The sequence below is a fragment of the Micromonospora humi genome, assembly GCF_900090105.1.
In the GTDB taxonomy this organism is placed as follows: Bacteria; Actinomycetota; Actinomycetes; order Mycobacteriales; family Micromonosporaceae; genus Micromonospora; species Micromonospora humi.
In genome coordinates this window covers 230543-246119 of the sequence record NZ_FMDM01000008.1, presented here as the reverse complement: position 1 = coordinate 246119, position 15577 = coordinate 230543, and the positions used below count along the sequence as shown (strand labels likewise).

At 74.8% G+C, this 15577-nt stretch carries 15 protein-coding genes; 9 read left to right on the top strand and 6 right to left on the bottom strand.

Features of this window, described 5'->3' with window-relative positions; all coding sequences use genetic code 11:
• Positions 1-91: 91 nt before the first annotated feature.
• Together GA0070213_RS17575 and GA0070213_RS17570 are read right to left on the bottom strand one after the other, a co-directional pair.
• Entirely contained in the window at positions 92-487 is a 396-nt protein-coding gene (locus GA0070213_RS17575) for a DUF2267 domain-containing protein (RefSeq protein WP_091064994.1), read from the bottom strand.
• A gap of 231 nt (positions 488-718) precedes the next feature.
• A complete protein-coding gene (locus GA0070213_RS17570) occupies positions 719-1312 on the bottom strand; it encodes a maleylpyruvate isomerase N-terminal domain-containing protein (RefSeq protein ID WP_091064992.1) in 594 nt (197 codons plus the stop codon).
• 94 nt (positions 1313-1406) lie between these two features.
• Between GA0070213_RS17570 and GA0070213_RS17565 the strand changes: the two genes are divergently transcribed.
• Both GA0070213_RS17565 and GA0070213_RS17560 read left to right on the top strand, forming a co-directional pair.
• Positions 1407-3521, top strand: coding sequence for a molybdopterin-containing oxidoreductase family protein (locus tag GA0070213_RS17565; protein ID WP_091065288.1), 2115 nt, complete (start codon positions 1407-1409; stop codon positions 3519-3521).
• Positions 3522-3633: 112 nt separating this feature from the next.
• Positions 3634-4338 (top strand): CBS domain-containing protein, encoded by a 705-nt coding sequence (locus GA0070213_RS17560; protein WP_091064989.1) that lies wholly within the window; start codon positions 3634-3636, stop codon positions 4336-4338.
• A 104-nt stretch (positions 4339-4442) separates the two neighbouring features.
• Here GA0070213_RS17560 and GA0070213_RS17555 read toward each other — a convergent pair whose 3' ends face one another.
• From GA0070213_RS17555 to GA0070213_RS17545, 3 genes are read right to left on the bottom strand one after another with little or no spacing between them, the layout of a single operon-like run.
• Positions 4443-5801: an MGH1-like glycoside hydrolase domain-containing protein gene (locus GA0070213_RS17555; protein WP_245716437.1), complete on the bottom strand. Its 1359-nt coding sequence runs from the start codon at positions 5799-5801 to the stop codon at positions 4443-4445.
• Entirely contained in the window at positions 5783-6601 is an 819-nt protein-coding gene (locus tag GA0070213_RS17550) for a sugar phosphate isomerase/epimerase family protein (RefSeq protein WP_091064987.1), read from the bottom strand. Before GA0070213_RS17550 ends, GA0070213_RS17555 begins: the two co-directional genes overlap by 19 nt.
• Positions 6602-7639, bottom strand: a complete 1038-nt coding sequence (locus GA0070213_RS17545) for a zinc-binding dehydrogenase (RefSeq protein WP_091064983.1) — start codon at positions 7637-7639, stop codon at positions 6602-6604. It lies immediately after the preceding gene.
• A gap of 122 nt (positions 7640-7761) precedes the next feature.
• Between GA0070213_RS17545 and GA0070213_RS17540 the strand changes: the two genes are divergently transcribed.
• From GA0070213_RS17540 to GA0070213_RS17520, 5 genes are read left to right on the top strand one after another with little or no spacing between them, the layout of a single operon-like run.
• Entirely contained in the window at positions 7762-9153 is a 1392-nt protein-coding gene (locus GA0070213_RS17540) for an ABC transporter substrate-binding protein (protein ID WP_091064979.1), read from the top strand.
• Positions 9150-10109, top strand: a complete 960-nt coding sequence (locus GA0070213_RS17535) for a carbohydrate ABC transporter permease (RefSeq protein WP_091064975.1) — start codon at positions 9150-9152, stop codon at positions 10107-10109. Before GA0070213_RS17540 ends, GA0070213_RS17535 begins: the two co-directional genes overlap by 4 nt.
• On the top strand, positions 10109-10975 hold the full coding sequence (locus GA0070213_RS17530) for a carbohydrate ABC transporter permease (protein WP_091064972.1): 867 nt from the start codon (positions 10109-10111) through the stop codon (positions 10973-10975). Before GA0070213_RS17535 ends, GA0070213_RS17530 begins: the two co-directional genes overlap by 1 nt.
• A 22-nt stretch (positions 10976-10997) precedes the next feature.
• Positions 10998-11600, top strand: a complete 603-nt coding sequence (locus tag GA0070213_RS17525; RefSeq protein ID WP_091064968.1) for a phosphatase PAP2 family protein — start codon at positions 10998-11000, stop codon at positions 11598-11600.
• Positions 11601-11623: 23 nt separating this feature from the next.
• The gene (locus GA0070213_RS17520; protein ID WP_091064964.1) at positions 11624-12226 is read left to right on the top strand and encodes a class I SAM-dependent methyltransferase; all 603 of its coding nucleotides are present in this window, start codon (positions 11624-11626) and stop codon (positions 12224-12226) included.
• A 15-nt stretch (positions 12227-12241) separates the two neighbouring features.
• Here the strand turns inward: GA0070213_RS17520 and eccB are convergent, their stop codons facing one another.
• Complete coding sequence (gene eccB / locus GA0070213_RS17515; RefSeq protein ID WP_091064960.1) at positions 12242-13624, bottom strand: type VII secretion protein EccB; 1383 nt, start codon at positions 13622-13624, stop codon at positions 12242-12244.
• Positions 13625-13761: 137 nt separating this feature from the next.
• Here eccB and GA0070213_RS17510 point away from each other — a divergent pair, with 137 nt between their 5' ends.
• Positions 13762-14031: a metal-sensitive transcriptional regulator gene (locus GA0070213_RS17510; RefSeq protein WP_091064957.1), complete on the top strand. Its 270-nt coding sequence runs from the start codon at positions 13762-13764 to the stop codon at positions 14029-14031.
• Between the two features lie 132 nt (positions 14032-14163).
• Positions 14164-15564, top strand: coding sequence for an MBL fold metallo-hydrolase (locus GA0070213_RS17505; RefSeq protein WP_091064953.1), 1401 nt, complete (start codon positions 14164-14166; stop codon positions 15562-15564).
• Positions 15565-15577 lie beyond the last annotated feature (13 nt).

Below are 15577 nucleotides of genomic sequence, written 5' to 3'. Positions count from 1 at the left end.
AGTTATTTTACGGTGAAAATACTTCCGGGCCGTCAAATTTTCGTCTCGCGGCCTCTGCTCGGCAGCTCGACCCGGGTCACGGGGAGCCTGCTCAGACATCGTACGGCGGGCGCGGAATGGGGTCCACCATTGCGTCGAAACCCCGCGGAAGCTGCGCCACCAGGTCCTCGAATTCGCCGACTGTGACCGTTTCGCGCAATGTGGTGAGCACCGCCCGCACGCCCACCTCGGCGACCGCCGGGTCCACCGCGGCCCGCTCCGCCACCCGGTAGAGGAAGTCCACCGCGGCGCCGGTCGCCCCGCCCCGGTCGGACGCCGACAGGTAGCCGCCGACGTCGTCCGGCAACTGGGCGGCGAGATCGGCCGACTCGTCGGCGGTGATCCGCTCGGCGAGGGTCTGCAGCACCGCCCGGGAGATCGTCGCGGCGTCATCGGTGGGCAACTCGGCCCGACGCGCCACCGCATCGACGAACAGGGGAAACCGCACGCCGCCCCTCCCCTCCCCGCCGACCGCCGCGACCCCGCGCCGCCCCGCCGGCCCCGGCGAGTACCCGCCCCCACCCCCACCAAACGACCACCACCACCCGCCACCCGCCACCCGCCACCCGCCACCCGCCACCCGCCACCCGCGATCTTGCACTTCCTGCCCCGGCAAAAGCCACCAATGTGACGTCTCGGGGGCACCAAGTGCAAGATCGGCGTGGCGAGGGGAGGGAGGTCAGCCGCCGAGGGGGGCGCCGCGCCACTGCCAGGTGTGGCGGCGGGGGCGGGCGGGCAGGTCGGCGCGGCCGGCGCACCAGCGCAGCGCCGCCCACGGGTCGACGCCGGCCAAGCCGGGCGCCACGTCGGGGAAGAGCCGCGCCACCACCCGCGCGCAGACCGGTCGGGGCGCGTCGACGGTCGTGCCCAGACCGGCGGCGATGTCCTCGCCGTGCAGCAGCACCTCGGCCACGCCCATCGCGGCGAAACCGGCCGGGTCGGCCTGGCCGGACGGGTGGAACGCCCGCACCCCGGCCGGGGTGCCACGGACCGCCAGCGCGAGCAACCCGGCCGCGCAGGTCACGCACTCGACCATCTCGGCCGGCGAGGCGCCGGGCTCCACCACGGCGGCGAGGCGCACGAACCGGTCGGCCGGGCGGGACACCACCTGCGCCGCGTACGACAGCAGGGTGTCGGCCAGGTGCTCGGCGGTGTGCCGGCAGTCCCAGTCCAGCCCGCCGGCGGGTCGGGACCAGTCCGCCCCGGTCACCGACGCGAGCGACGCCGCCACGCACGCGGCCGCCCGGTCCAGGTCGTCGGCGGTGACCGTCATCGTGTCCTCCCGGGTCGGCTCCGCACCATCCTGCCCGAGCGGTCCCCGATCCGCCGCCCCCGACGAGACGCCCCGGATGGGTAGCATCCGCGACATGGCCCCCGTCACCCATCCCGGCGCCTGCCCACTGGACTGCCCCGACACCTGCGTCTGGCAGCTCACCGTCGACGACGGCCGGGCCGTCGCGTTGCGCGGCGACCGCGACCATCCGTTCACCCGGGGCGCGCTCTGCGGCAAGGTGAACCGCTACCTCGACGCGGTCAACGGTCCCGACCGGCTCACCACGCCGTGGATCCGCACCGGCCCGAAGGGCGTCGGGCGGGTCGCGTACCGGCCGGCGAGCTGGGCCGAGGCCATCGACCGGGTCGCCGCCGGGCTGCGGGCGAGCATCGACCGCGACGGGCCGGAGTCGGTGCTGCCCTACTACTTCGCCGGCACCATGGGGCTCGTCCAGGGCTGGACCATGGGGCCGCGGCTCTTCGCCCACCTGGGCGCGTCCCGGTTGGACACCACCATCTGCACGGCGGCGGCGAACGCGGCCACCCGGTCGATCTACGGCCGCTCGGTGGGCTTCGAACCGGAGTCCGTCGTCGACGCCCGGCTGATCGTGCTCTGGGGCGCCAACCCGCTGGTCACCAACCTGCACCAGTGGCCGTTCGTGCAGCAGGCCCGCGAGCGCGGGGCGTACGTGGTGACGATCGACCCGCTGCGGACCGACACCGCGGCCCGCAGCGACGAGCACGTCGCGCCGCTGCCCGGCACCGACGCGGCGCTCGCGCTCGGGCTGATGCGGCACGTGCGCGACGCCGGGGCGGCCGACGAGCCGTGGCTGGCCGCGCACACCGTCGGCTGGGCCGAGCTGTCCGCCCGGCTCGACGAGTGGCCGGTGGAGCGGGCCGCCGCCGAGTGCGGCCTGCCGGTCGACGTGGTGCGCCGGCTCGGTGACCGGATCGCCACCACCCGGCCCACCGCGATCCGTGTCGGGCTCGGCCTGCAACGGCACGCGGGCGCCGGCCAGGCGATCCGGGCGATCTGCGCGCTGCCCCTGGTCACCGGCGACTTCCGGTATCCCGGCGGCGGGGCGCTGGTGACCACCAGCGGCCACCACGTGGTCGACAACGGGCCGGTGATCCGGCCGGCCGGCATGCCGGCGCCGCCGGCCCGGTCGGTGAACATGAGCCGGCTCGCCGCGGTGCTCACCGGCGAGGCCGACCCGCCGGTGACGTCGCTGGTGGTGTTCAACGCCAATCCGGCCGCCACCGCGCCGGACCAGATCCGGCTGCTCGCCGGCCTGCGCCGCGCCGACCTGTTCACCGTGGTGCTGGAGCAGCGCTGGACCGACACCTGCGACCACGCCGACGTGGTGCTGCCGGCCACCATGCAGCCCGAGCACCTGGACCTGCAGACCTCCTACGGGCACCACTACACGACGCTGAACCTGCCGGTCACCCGCGCGCCCGGCGAGGCGCTGCCGAACACCGAGATCTTCCGCCGGATCGCCGCCGCGCTCGGTGTCGACCACCCGGCGTTCCGGGACAGCGACGAGGACCTGGCCCGACAGTTGCTGGCCGGCGCGCCGATCACCTTCGAGGAGCTGCGCGAGCGCACGTACGCCCGGCTCACCGGCGTGCCGGTCGGCTCGGCGCCGTTCGCCGACGGCGTGTTCCCCACCCCGGACGGGCGGGCCCGGCTGCACGACCCGACGCTGGCCCGGCTCGGGGTGGATCCGCTGCCCGGCTACACGCCGCCGGTCGAGGCGGGCGACGCCGACCTGGCCCGCCGGTTCCCGCTGCTGCTGCTCGCCCCGGCCGGCCGCTACCTGATGAACTCCACCTTCGCCTCGCTGCCCTGGCACGCCCGCCGGGCCGGGCCGCCCCGGGTGCACCTGCACCCGGCCGACGCGGCGGCGCGCGGTCTGGCCGACGGCGACGCGGTGCGGGTACGCAACGACCGGGGCGCGTTCCTCGCCGCGGTGGCCGTGGACGAGGCGACCCGGCCGGGTTTGGCGTTCACCTACAAGGCGTACTGGGCCCGGTCGAGCCCGGGCCGGTCCACGGTGAACGCGGTGACCGCGGTCCGCGACGCCGACCTCGGTGGGGCGCCGACGTTCCACGACTGCCGGGTCGAGGTCGAGCCGGTGCCGGCCGAGTTGCTGGCCACCGAGCCGCCCGCCGACCACGTCGCGGACGTGCCGGCGCCGGCCCGCTGAGCCGGGACTTCCGGCCCGGCCACCGGGTCCGTGCGTCCCTGCCCCACCCCCACCCCGCCGCCTAGCGTCGGGGACGAGGGCGCCGGAGGCGGCGGGGACGAGGGAGGACGCCATGCGTACGTGGCAGGTGCGGGACGTGATGACCACCGACGTGGCGTCGGTGCGCGAGGGCACGGCGTACCGGGAGATCGTCGACGTGCTGACCGACCGGCGGGTGACGGCGGCGCCGGTGGTGGACGGTGACCGGCGGGTTCTCGGGGTGGTCTCCGAAGCGGACCTGATGTACAAGGTGGAGCTGTCCGGGCAGCCGCGGGAGCGTCGGATCGTGCCCGACCGGCACCGCCGGGAGGCGCGGGCGAAGGCCGGCGCGACGCTCGCGGCCGACCTGATGACGGCTCCGCCGGTCACCGTCGCGCCGGACGCGACCCTCGTCGAGGCCGCCCGGCGGATGGACTCGCGCGGGGTGAAACGGCTGCCGGTGGTCGATGACCTGGGCCGGCTGGTCGGCATCGTGACCCGCGGTGACCTGCTCAAGGTGCACCTGCGCCCGGACGCGGACATCCGGCGGGACGTGGTCGACGAGGTGCTGCGGCGCACGCTCGGCGTGCGCGACGGCGTGGTGGACGTGGCCGTGCACGGCGGCGTGGTGACGCTCACCGGCCAGTTGGAGCGCTGGTCCACGGTGCGGTTGGCGCTGCGGCTGACCCGGCAGGTCAGCGGTGTGGTCGAGGTGGTCGACGCGCTCGGCTACGCGGTCGACGACGCGCCGCATTCGGCGTTGCGGTTGGGCGGCGGCATGCCGGCCGGCATCGCCTGAGGCAGCCCGCGCCGGCGGCGTCGGCTGAGCGGGCCGCGCCGGCGGCGTCGCCTGAGCGGGCCGTGCCGACGGCGTCGGCCTGGGGGTGACGCCGCCGGCCGGCCTCAGCCCTCGGCCAGCGCGTCCAGCACCAGCGCGGCGGTCCAGCTGAACGCCGGCGAGCCGAGGCCGGCCCCGGTGTCCGGGTGGAAGTACTCGTGGCAGCCGGCGCCGTCGACCAGGTCGAGCAGGGACTCGCGCAGCCCGGCCGCCAGGTCGGCCCGGTGGTGGGTGCGCAGCCCCTGCCAGAGCAGCCAGCCGGTGTTCACCCAGCTGGGCCCGCGCCAGTAGCGCAGCGGCTCGAAGTCCGGTGCGGTGCGGTCGAGGGTGGGCAGCGGCCGGTCCATCCGGGCGGCCAGGCCGAACCGGGGCGAGCACGCCTCGGCCAGCACGGCCCGCACCTGCGCCTCGGGCAGGTCGGGCAGGGCCAGCGGCAGCAGCCCGAGCACGGTCCGCGGACCGACGAGCCGGTCGGTGCGCACGTCACGGGGGCGGAACGTGCCGGCGACCGGGTCCCAGAGCCGGTTCACCAGGGCCTCGGTGATCCGGGCGGCCCGGTCGCGGTGCGGGCACGGGTCCGCGCCGACCACTGTCGCGATCCGCGCCAGCGCGTACTCGGCGACGCCGAGCGCGGCGTTGACCAGCGGGCACTCCACCAGGAAGGGGTGCCGGCCGAGCAGCCGCTCGTCGCGGTAGCGGCCGGCGCGGTAGCTGTCCACCAGGGCGACGTAGCGCGCGTAGTCCAGGTCGGTGGGGCGGTGCGCGGCGTCGGCGTGCGCGGTGTCGTGCCGACGGTACGCGCGCATCACCGACTCGTCGGCCGGCACCGCGGCCAGCGGCGCGTCCCAGGCAGGGCTGTTGTCCAGGCCGGACTCCCACGGGTGCACGATCGCGGCCAGCCCGCCCCCGCCGACGTCCCGCCGCCCGGTCAGGTAGCGCTGTTGGGCGACCAGCCGGGGATAGAGCCGGCGCAGCGCGGCCACCGACGCCTCCGACGGCGCGCGGCGGTGCACCAGCCACGCGGCCGGGGCGTGCACGGGCGGTTGGACGATGCCGGAGGTGGGCGCCGACGGGGCACCCTCGGCGCGGGCCGAGTCCCAGAACTCGGGGCCGGGGAAGTACGAGCCGACCCGCAGCGCCGGGTTGAACACGATGTGCGGCACCCGCCCGTCCACCCACTGCGCGGCGAACAGCGTGCGCAGTTCGCGCCAGGCCCGGTCCGGGCGGACGTGCGCCAGCCCGACCGCGATGAACGCCGAGTCCCAACTCCACTGGTGCGGGTAGAGCGTGCGCGACGGCACGGTGTGGTCGTGTTCCCAGTTGGCGTCCAGGGTGGCCAGCGCGAGCCGGCGCAGCCGGGCGTCCCGTTCGGCGCCGGCCCGGACGCCGGCGGCCAGGCTGCCGGTCACGCGGCGGCCCGCCACGGCCGGTCCGGGCGCAACGCGGCGGCGGCCTGGCGCAGCGCGGTTACCGGTTCGCCGCGCAGCCGGCACTCCAGCGCCAGCCACCCCCGATAGCCGATCTCGTCGAGCGTGCCCCGCAGCGCGGCCCAGTCCAGGTGCCCGGCGCCGGGCTGGTGCCGGTTGGAGTCGCTGACCTGCACGTGCCCGAGGTACGGCGCGGCGGCGCGCAGCGCGGCGCAGGGGTCGTCCTCCTCGATGTTCATGTGGTAGGTGTCGGCGACCACCCGGACCGCGGGCGACCCGACCGCCCGGCACAGCTCGACGGCCTGGTCGAGGCGATTGACCATGTGGTCCTCGTACCGGTTGAGCGGTTCCAGGAAGAGCGTGACCCCCTCGGCGCGGGCGTGCTCGCCCAGCTCGCCGAGGGCGTCGACGAGCACCCGCCGGTCGTCGGCGGGCGTGCGGGGCGGTTCGAACGGCGGCAGCCGGCGGGAGAACATGCCCCAGGCGGCCGGCGTCATGGCGCCGACGCCGCCCAGCTCGGCGATCACGGAGAGCTGGGAGCGCAGGTTGCGCACCGCGTCCCGGGAGCGCTCCGGGTCGAAGTCGCCGATGAAGTGGTCCATCTCGACGCAGACGGTCGGCGTCACCACCCCGGCGGCGTGGGCCCGGCGCAGCTCCGGCAGCCGCCGGGCCAGCGCCAGGTCCCCCCGGCCGCGCAGTTCGATGCCCTGGTAGCCGAGGGAGACGGCGAGGGCGTACTTGTCGATCAGGTCGGCGCCGGGGAGCAGTTGCTCCTGGCAGGCCAGTGGGATGTCCATTCAGAACCTCAGCACCACTTGGAGGACGTCACCGTCACCGCGGTCGAGCAACGCCAGGGCGTCGGCCACCGCGCCCGCGTCGACGACGTGGCTCACCAGCGGCAGCGGGTCGACGCTGCCCTCCGCCACCAGGTCCATGAAGGTCTGTGCGATCCGTGTCGGGGTCCACCGGCCGGCCGTGCCCGGTGCCGGGTCCGGCCCGGAGACCTGCGCGGCCACCAGGTGGATCCGGTTGTGGTGGAACTCCTCGCCGAGTTCCAGCCCGTGTGCGTACCCCTGGTAGAAGCCGGCGGCGACGACGCGGCCGGCGTGCGCGGTGGCCTTGATCGCCTGGTGCAGCGCCGGGTACGCGCCGGACAGCTCCAGGCAGACGTCGGCGCCCCGGCCGTCGGTGGCCGCGCGGAGCGCGTCGGCGGCCGCGTCGCCGACGGCGTCGACCACCAGGCGGGCGCCGTAGCGGCTCGCGTACGCCAGCCGCCGGGGCACCCGGTCGACGGCCACCACCCGGGCCCCGGAGAGCACCGCGAGCCGGGTGCCGAGCAGCCCGATGACGCCCTGGCCGAACACGCCGACCCAGTCGCCGAGGTGCAGGTCACCGGCGAGCACCGCGGTCAGCGCGATGGCGCCCGGCCGGGCGAAGACGGCCGCGAGCGGGTCGAGACCGGGGGCGAGCGGGTGCGCCGCGACGGCGGGGAGCACCGCCTCCGCCCGGTGGCCCCAGATCCCCCAGACGAGCTGCCCGGCGCGGCGGTCGGCGACGTCGGGCGCGACCTCGACGATCTCGCCGACCTCCTCGTAGCCGAAGCCGACCACCGGGTAGGCGGGTCCGGCCTGGCGGGGCACGAACATCCGGGCGCCGGCGTCCCAGTCCTTGCGCAGCCGGGGGTTGCTGCCGCGGTAGAGGGTCAGTTCGGTGCCGGCGGAGATGCCCGAGTAGCAGGTGCGGACGCGGACCTGGCCCGGGCCGAGCGGGTCCGGAGGGCAGGGCTCCAGGCGAACGCGCCGGGGCCCGGCCAGAGAGACAACCCAGTTGCTCATGGCGTCGCTCCGAAGAAAGTGCCGGCCTCCATGCTAACCCCAAAAAATGGGCATATGTGATTAGATTGATGAATCCGTGGGTATTGATGCGGCGCCGCGCTCCTTGGAGAAAGGTGCCACCGATGTCATCACCCTCAACACGGCTGCTCGCGTCGAGCCTGATCCTGGCACTGGCCGGGGTCGGCGCGACCGCCTGCAGCGACGACGGGCAGAAATCCGACAGTACGCAGATCACCGTGTGGAGCCTGGAGGACGTGGCCGACCGGGTCACCGCCACCAAGGCGATCATCGCCGACTACACCGCGAAGACCGGCGTCAAGGTCAACCTGGTCACCGTCAACGAGGACCAGTTCCCGTCCCTGATCGCGTCCAGCGCCGCCGCCGGCGACCTGCCCGACGTGGTCGGCTCGGTGTCGCTGGCCGGCGTCCGCACGCTCGCCGCCAACGAGCTGCTGGAGCCGGACGCGAACAAGGCCGTGGTGGACAAGCTCGGGCGGGACACGTTCTCCCCCCGGGCGTTGGAGCTGACCAGCGACGGTGGCACCCAGCTCGCGGTGCCCAGCGACGGCTGGGGCCAGTTGCTGGTCTACCGCAAGGACCTGTTCGACGCCGCCGGCCTGCCGGCCCCCGACACGTACGAGAAGATCGCCGCCGCGGCGGCGAAGCTGAACACCGGCGGCGTCGCCGGCATCACCGCGGCGACCGCCCCCGGCGACGTCTTCACCCAGCAGACGTTCGAGCACCTCGCGCTCGCCAACGGCTGCCAGCTCACCGACGACGCCGGCAAGGTCACCCTGGACTCGCCGCAGTGCGTGGAGGCGTTCCGGTTCTACGGCGACCTGATGCGGAACAACTCGGTCAAGGGCGCGCAGGACGTCGACACCACCCGGGCCACCTACTTCGCCGGCAAGGCGGCCATGCTGATCTGGTCGCCGTTCGTCCTGGACGAGCTGGCCGGCCTGCGCAACGACGCCCGGCCCACCTGCCCGCAGTGCCAGTCCGACCCGGCGTGGCTGGCGAAGAACAGCGGGTTCGTCACCGCGATCAAGGGCCCGAACGGCACCGAGCCGGCCCAGTACGGCGAGGTCAGCTCCTGGGCGGTGCTCGACGGCGCCGCCGACCCGGCGAAGTCCTTCGTGGAGTACATGCTCTCCGACGGCTACCCGCGCTGGTTCGGCATGTCCCCCGAGGGGCGCTTCCCGGTGCGCACCGGCACCCAGGAGGACAAGCAGAAGTTCCGCACCGCCTGGAACACCAGCCCGGCCGGGGTGGACACGAAGAAGCCGCTCTCCGACGTCTACGGCGACGACGTGCTCGCCACGCTGCGCGAGAGCCCGGACACGTTCCAGCGCTGGGGCCTCACCCAGGGCCAGGGCAAGCTGGTCGGGGCGATCCTCGGCGAACTGCCGGTGCCGAAGGCGCTCGCCGACGTGGTGGGCGGCAAGACCGACGCCCAGGCCGCCGCCGAGCGGGCCAAGAAGGACGTCGAGGCCATCGCCAAGGGCGTCAATTGACCACCACCGCGCCGGAGGCCGGCCGCTCCCCCACCGAGGAGCGGCCCCGCCGGCCCGGCCGCCGCCCGCTGACCCTGCGTCGCCGCGAGTCCCGCGCCGGGCTCGCGCTGGTCACGCCCACCCTGCTCGTCGTGCTCGCGGTGATCGGCATCCCCATCGTGTGGACGGTGGTGCTGGCCTTCCAGCGGGTACGCCTGGCGACGCTGCGCAAGACCGGTCTCTTCGGTGAGCTGACGCTGGACAACGTCGACCGGGTGCTGCACACCCCCGGGTTCGCCGACACGCTCTGGACCACGGTGCTCTACAGCGTCGGTGGCACGGTCGGCTCGATCGTGGTCGGCCTGGCCGCGGCGCTGGCCGTACGCGGGCCGTTCCGGGGCCGCACGCTGGTACGCGCCTCGATGCTGCTGCCGTACGTGGCGCCGGTGGTCGCCATGACGTTCGTCTGGCAGGTGATGCTCGACCCGCAGCTCGGCATCGTCAACGACTGGGGGCAGCGCTTCCTCGGCTGGGACGCCCCGGTGGCGTTCCTGTCCCAGGAGTCCACCGCGCTGTGGACGGTGATCGCGTTCGAGGCGTGGCGTTACTTCCCGTTCGCGTTCCTGTTCCTGCTGGCCCGGCTCCAGGCCGTGCCGGCGGAGCTGGAGGAGGCCGCCCGGGTGGACGGGGCGACGCCGACGCAGCGCTTCCGGCACATCCTGCTGCCGCAGCTGATGCCGGTGATCGCGCTGATCGGCGTGCTCCGGTTCATCATGACGTTCAACAAGTTCGACGACGTCTACCTGCTCACCGGCGGATCTGCCGGCACCGAGGTGGTCAGCGTCCGGGTCTACCAGTTCCTCACCGCCCGCACCGACATCGGCGCGGCCGCCGCCCAGGCCGTCGTGCTGGCCGTGGTGCTGCTCGTGTTCGTGGCCATCTACCTGCGCTTCTTCGGCGCGAAACGGGAGGCGTGATGGATCGCGACCGGATCGAGACGATCAGCCTGCGCTGGCTGCGCCGGCTGGTGATCGCCGGCTTCCTGGTGGTCACGCTGCTGCCGTTCTGGTACATGCTGGTGCTCTCGGTGCGCCCGATCGAACGGCTGCTGCTCGACCCCGGCTCGCTCTGGGTGCCGTTCGGCGAGCTGACCGTCGCCACGTACGCCGAGGTGCTGCGATCGGTGGAGAACGGCGGGCAGGGATTCCTCACGTTCATCCGCAACAGCGGGCTGGTGGCGCTGGCCGCCACCGCGCTCACCCTGGTGGTGGCCATCCCCGGCGCGTACGCGGTCTCCCGGCTGCGGTTCTTCGGCCGCCGGCAGGTCAGCGCGCTGTTCCTGGCGGTCTACCTGTTCCCGTCGATCGTCATCGCGATCCCGCTGTTCGTGGTCTTCAGCCGGGCCGGGCTGCGCGGGTCGCTGTTCGGGCTGGTGCTGGTCTACATCTCGCAGACGCTGCCGGTCTCGGTCTACATGCTGAAGAACTACTTCGAGACGATCCCGGTCAGCCTGGAGGAGTCCGCCGCGATCGACGGGGCCGGGCGGCTCGGCATCATCCGTCGGGTCAGCCTGCCGCTGGCCGCGCCGTCGGTGATGGCGGTCGCGCTCTACGATTTCATGATCGCCTGGAACGAGTTCCTGTTCGCGCTGTTGTTCCTGGTCGACCGGCCGAACCGGTGGACCGTCTCGCTCGGGCTGTCGCTGCTCGCCGACGGCGTCGAGGTGCCCAAGACCGTGCTGATGGCCGGCTCGGTCATCCTCACCCTGCCGATCGTGGTGCTCTTCTTCGCCGGCGAACGCCTGCTCACCGAGGGCCTCACCAGCGGGGCGGAGAAGGGCTGAGGCCGCATGCCAGGATGACCGGGTGCGATCACCACGGGAGCGACCGGCCGGCGTGCGGCCGGCCCGGCTGCTCACCGAGGTGTTCGCCCCGGGCGTCCTGGTCACCGCGCTGCCGTTGGTCGCCGCCGCCCGGGTCAGCCGGTCGCCCGCCCAGTTCCTGCTCTGGGGCGGCGCCGCGCTGCTGTTCTGCGCGGTGATCCCGGTCGGGGTGATCGTGCACGGCGTGCGGCGGGGCCGGCTCACCGACCGGCACGTCGGCGACCACCGGCAGCGGGCCCGCCCGCTGTCGATCGGGCTCGCCTCGGTGGCCGTCGGGCTGCTCCTGCTGGCGGCGCTGCGCGCGCCGGCCGAGCTGTTCGCGGTGATCGTGGTCATCTTCGTGGTCGGCGCCGCCTGCACGCTCGTCAACCACTGGTGGAAGCTGAGCATCCACGCGGCCGTGGCCGGCGCCACGGTCGCCGTGCTGGTGCCGCTGCTCGGCCCGGTGGCACACCTGGGCTGGCCGCTGGTGGCCGCGGTCGGCTGGTCCCGGGTGCGGCTGCGCGACCACACCTGGCCGCAGGTGCTGGCCGGGGTGGCGCTCGGCACCCCGTCGGCCGCCGCGGTGTTCCTCGCGCTCACCTGAGCAAGATCAGTTACGGTGGGGTCATGGGCAAGCCGACCCGCTGGGTGACCGACACCAAGCCCGGCCACTCGCAGTGGTACGTCGACCGGTTCCGCCGCCTCGCCGCCGAGGGTGCCGACCTGGCCGGTGAGGCCCGGCTGGTGGACGCGCTGGTGCCCCCCGGCGCGCGGATCCTCGACGCCGGCTGCGGCACCGGCCGGGTGGCCGGCGCGCTGGCCGCCCGGGGGCACACGCTCGTCGGCGTGGACGCCGACCCGACGCTCGTCGAGGCGGCCCGCGCCGACCACCCCGGCCCCCGCTTCCTGGTCGCCGACCTGGCCGAGCTGGACCTGCCCGCCCACGGTGAGCCGGAGCCGTTCGACGCGGCGGTGGTGGCCGGCAACGTGATGACCTTCGTCGCCCCCGGCACCGAACGCGCCGTGCTGGCCCGCGTCGCCGCGCACGTGCGCCCGGACGGGCTGGTGGTGGTCGGTTTCGGCACCGACCGGGGCTATCCGGTCGCCGAGTTGGACGCCGACGCGGTGGCCGCCGGGCTGCGCCTCGAACACCGCTTCGCCACCTGGGACCTGCGCCCCTGGCACGACGGGGCCGAGTTCGCGGTGACCGTGCTGCGCCGCCCGGCCTGAGCCGAGGCGCGCCGGTCACGCCGGGGCGGCCACCGCCCGCGCGGCCTCCGGGTCCAGCGGGCTGCCCGCCGGCAGCAGGTCGACCAGGCTCGCCGGCAGCCGCACCGGGCGCACCCCGGCGTAGCCGAGCATGCCCGCCACGTCCGCGCCGGCCAGCGCGTACCGGCGGCCCAGGTCGGTGACCACGCAGACCGCGCCGCCGGTCGCGCCCGGCGCGGCCGCCGCCTCCACCAGCGCGCCGCGCCCCGGTTCCACCACGACCTGGTCGGCCAGCCCGCCCCGACCCCCGGCGGTACGCGTGGCGGCGGTGAGGTCCGGGGCGGTCGCGCCGAGCCGGATCTCGCGTACGCCCGCGTCGTCGCCGGCCCGGACGCAGAGCGCGCCGCCCTCACCGGTGGCCAGCCGGGGCGGCACGGCGGGCGGCGCGGTCGGCCCGGACGGCACCAGGTCGGGCAGTTTCGGCAGCGCGGCGAAACGGCCGAGCGTGATCGGCTCCGGCTCGCCCTGGCCGGTGCGCGCGAGCAGCAGCGCGGCCTGCAACTCGGTGATCCCGGCCAGTCCGCCGCGCCCCGCCACCGCGTACTGCCGGCCACCGCCGGAGTTGCGTACCAGGTAGACGTCGCCGACGGCGGCCCCCTCCACCCGCTCGGACGGGGCGCCGAGGTCGCCCACCGGCGGCGGCACCAGGTCGGCGCCGGCCGGCACGGTGTTGAGCAGCGCCGCCGCGACCGGCACGGCTCGTTCCCGGGTGGCGGCCAGCGCGGCGAGCACCCGGTCGGTGTCGCGCAGCAGGTACCGCCGGTCGTGCCAGAGCAGGTGCAGCCCGCCGTCCGGGTGGCGGACCAGCAGGCCCTGGTCGCCGAGCGCCCGGCCGCCGGGGACGTCCCGGCCGATCAGCAGCGCGGACCGGGCCTCGGGCCGGCCCGCCTCTCCGGTCACCGACGAGCAGAGCGTCCAGCCGTCGCGGACGAGCCGGTTCGCGGCGGGCAGCGAGTCCGGGGCGTCGGCGATGCCGAGCGGCAGGCCACGTGGCACACCCTCGATCGCGCGGCCGCTGACCAGCACGGTCTTCGGCCGGTCCGCGCCGATGATCAGCAGGGCCGAGGCGTAGTTGAGCACCGGGTGCAGCTTCTCGTCGCGGTAGACGAACCGGGCGCCGGACTCCTTCTCCACGATCACCGCACGGGTGTCCCGCCAGGAGGTGCCGCCGCCGGTGAACAGCCCGTACAGCGCCACCCCGCCGAGCGCGATCGCGGCCACCAGCACGCTGGCCAGGCCGGCGCCGGCGAGCCGGCGGAACGGCGACTGCGCCGGGTCGGTCTCGCGCATGACCAGGGCGGCGACCGCCCGCTGGACGGTGAACTGGTACGAGTGCAGCTGGTCCTGCCGCGACGCCATCGAGTCCCCTCCACCGGGATAGTCGCCGCACAGGATAAGCGTTGCGTCGATCACCCGGCGACCCTGCGTGTCCCCGGGGCGGGGCCGGTGGCGGTCCGGGTACCCCCTGGGGTATGTTCGGACGCAGGAGGTGGGACGTGAAGCTACGACCCGAGATGACCGGCGACGCGCTGACCCGGCTCAAGCGGGCCCGGGGGCAGCTCAACGCCGTGATCGAGATGATGGAGAACGGCGAGGACTGCCGCGCCGCACTGACCCAGCTCGCCGCGGTGTCCAAGGCCATCGACCGGGCCGGCTTCAAGATCATCGCTTCCGGCATGCGACACTGCGGCACCGCCCGGCAGGCGGGCGAGGAGCCGGAGATGACCGAGGAGGAGCTGGAGAAGCTCTTCCTCTCCCTGGCCTAGCACCAACGACACCCCGACCCGGGCCGCGTGAACGCGGTCCGGGCGGGTACTCCCGTGCCCGGCGAACCCGGGCCGGAGTCCGTCCCGCGCATACCCCCCGGGGTATATGCGACATCGAGAGGAGAACGGCACGTGACCGTCGAGGTGTCCGTCATCGCCACGTCCTCGCTCGGCGACCGCAGCTACCTGGCCACCGACGGCCGGGTGGCGATCGTGGTCGACCCGCAGCGCGACATCGACCGTATCCTGCACCTGGCCGGGGCGAAGGGGGTGCGGATCACCCACGTGGTGGAGACCCACATCCACAACGACTACGTCTCCGGCGGCCGGGAACTGGCCCGGATCACCGGCGCGCACTACCTGGTGGCCGCCGCCGACCAGGTCGGCTTCGACCGGACGCCGGTGGCCGACGGCGACGTGGTGCCGGTCTCCGACGACCTGCGGCTGCGGGTCGTCGGCACGCCGGGCCACACGTTCCACCACCTGTCGTACGTGCTGGACGAGGCGAGCGACGGCGGCTGGACCCCGGCCGGCGTGTTCACCGGCGGTTCGCTGCTGTTCGGCACCACCGGGCGCACCGACCTGCTGGGCCAGCAGCACGCCCACGAACTGGCCCACCACCAGCACGCCTCCGCGCGCAAGCTCGCCGACCTGCTGCCCGACGGCGCGCAGGTGTGGCCCACGCACGGCTTCGGCAGCTTCTGCTCGGCCAGCCAGGCCGACGCCCCCGAGTCGACCATCGGCCGGGAGAAGGACGCCAACCCGGTGCTGCGGCTGGCCGCCGACCGGTTCGTCACCGAGACGCTCGCCGGCCTGGACGCCTATCCGGCCTACTACGCCCACATGGGCGCGACAAACGCCGCCGGCCCCGCACCGGTCGACCTCACCCCGGTGGCCCGCGCCGACGCCGGCGAGCTGCGCCGCCGGGTCGCCGCCGGCGAGTGGGTGGTCGACCTGCGGCACCGCAAGGCGTACGCGGCCTCGCACCTGGCCGGCACCGTGAGCCTCGGCCTGGACGGGCCGATGTCGACCTGGCTCGGCTGGCTGATCGACTGGGGCGTGCCGATCACGCTCCTGGCCGAGACCCCGGACCAGGTCGCCGACGCCCAGCGGGAGCTGGTCCGGATCGGCATCGACCGGCCGGCCGCGCAGGCCACCGGCGCGCCCGAGCAGTGGGCGACCGACCGGTCGGAACTGCGCGAGCTGACCGTGGCCGACTTTGCCGCGCTGGCCGCCGCGCAGGCCGGGAACACCCCGGCCGGGCTGCCGACCCCGCAGGTCGTGCTCGACGTCCGGATGACCAACGAATGGAAGGCGGGCCACGTCGACGGGGCGGTGCACGTCCCCCTGCCCGACCTACCCAGGCGACTGGCGGACGTGCCCGCCGGCACGGTCTGGGTGCACTGCGGCTCCGGCTACCGGGCCACCGCCGCGGCGTCCCTGCTGGCGAACGCCGGCCGCGACGTCGTGCTGATCGACGACATGTTCGGCCAGGCCGAGACCGCCGGCGTCCGGATGGCGCCGACCACCTGATCTTCCCGTCCCC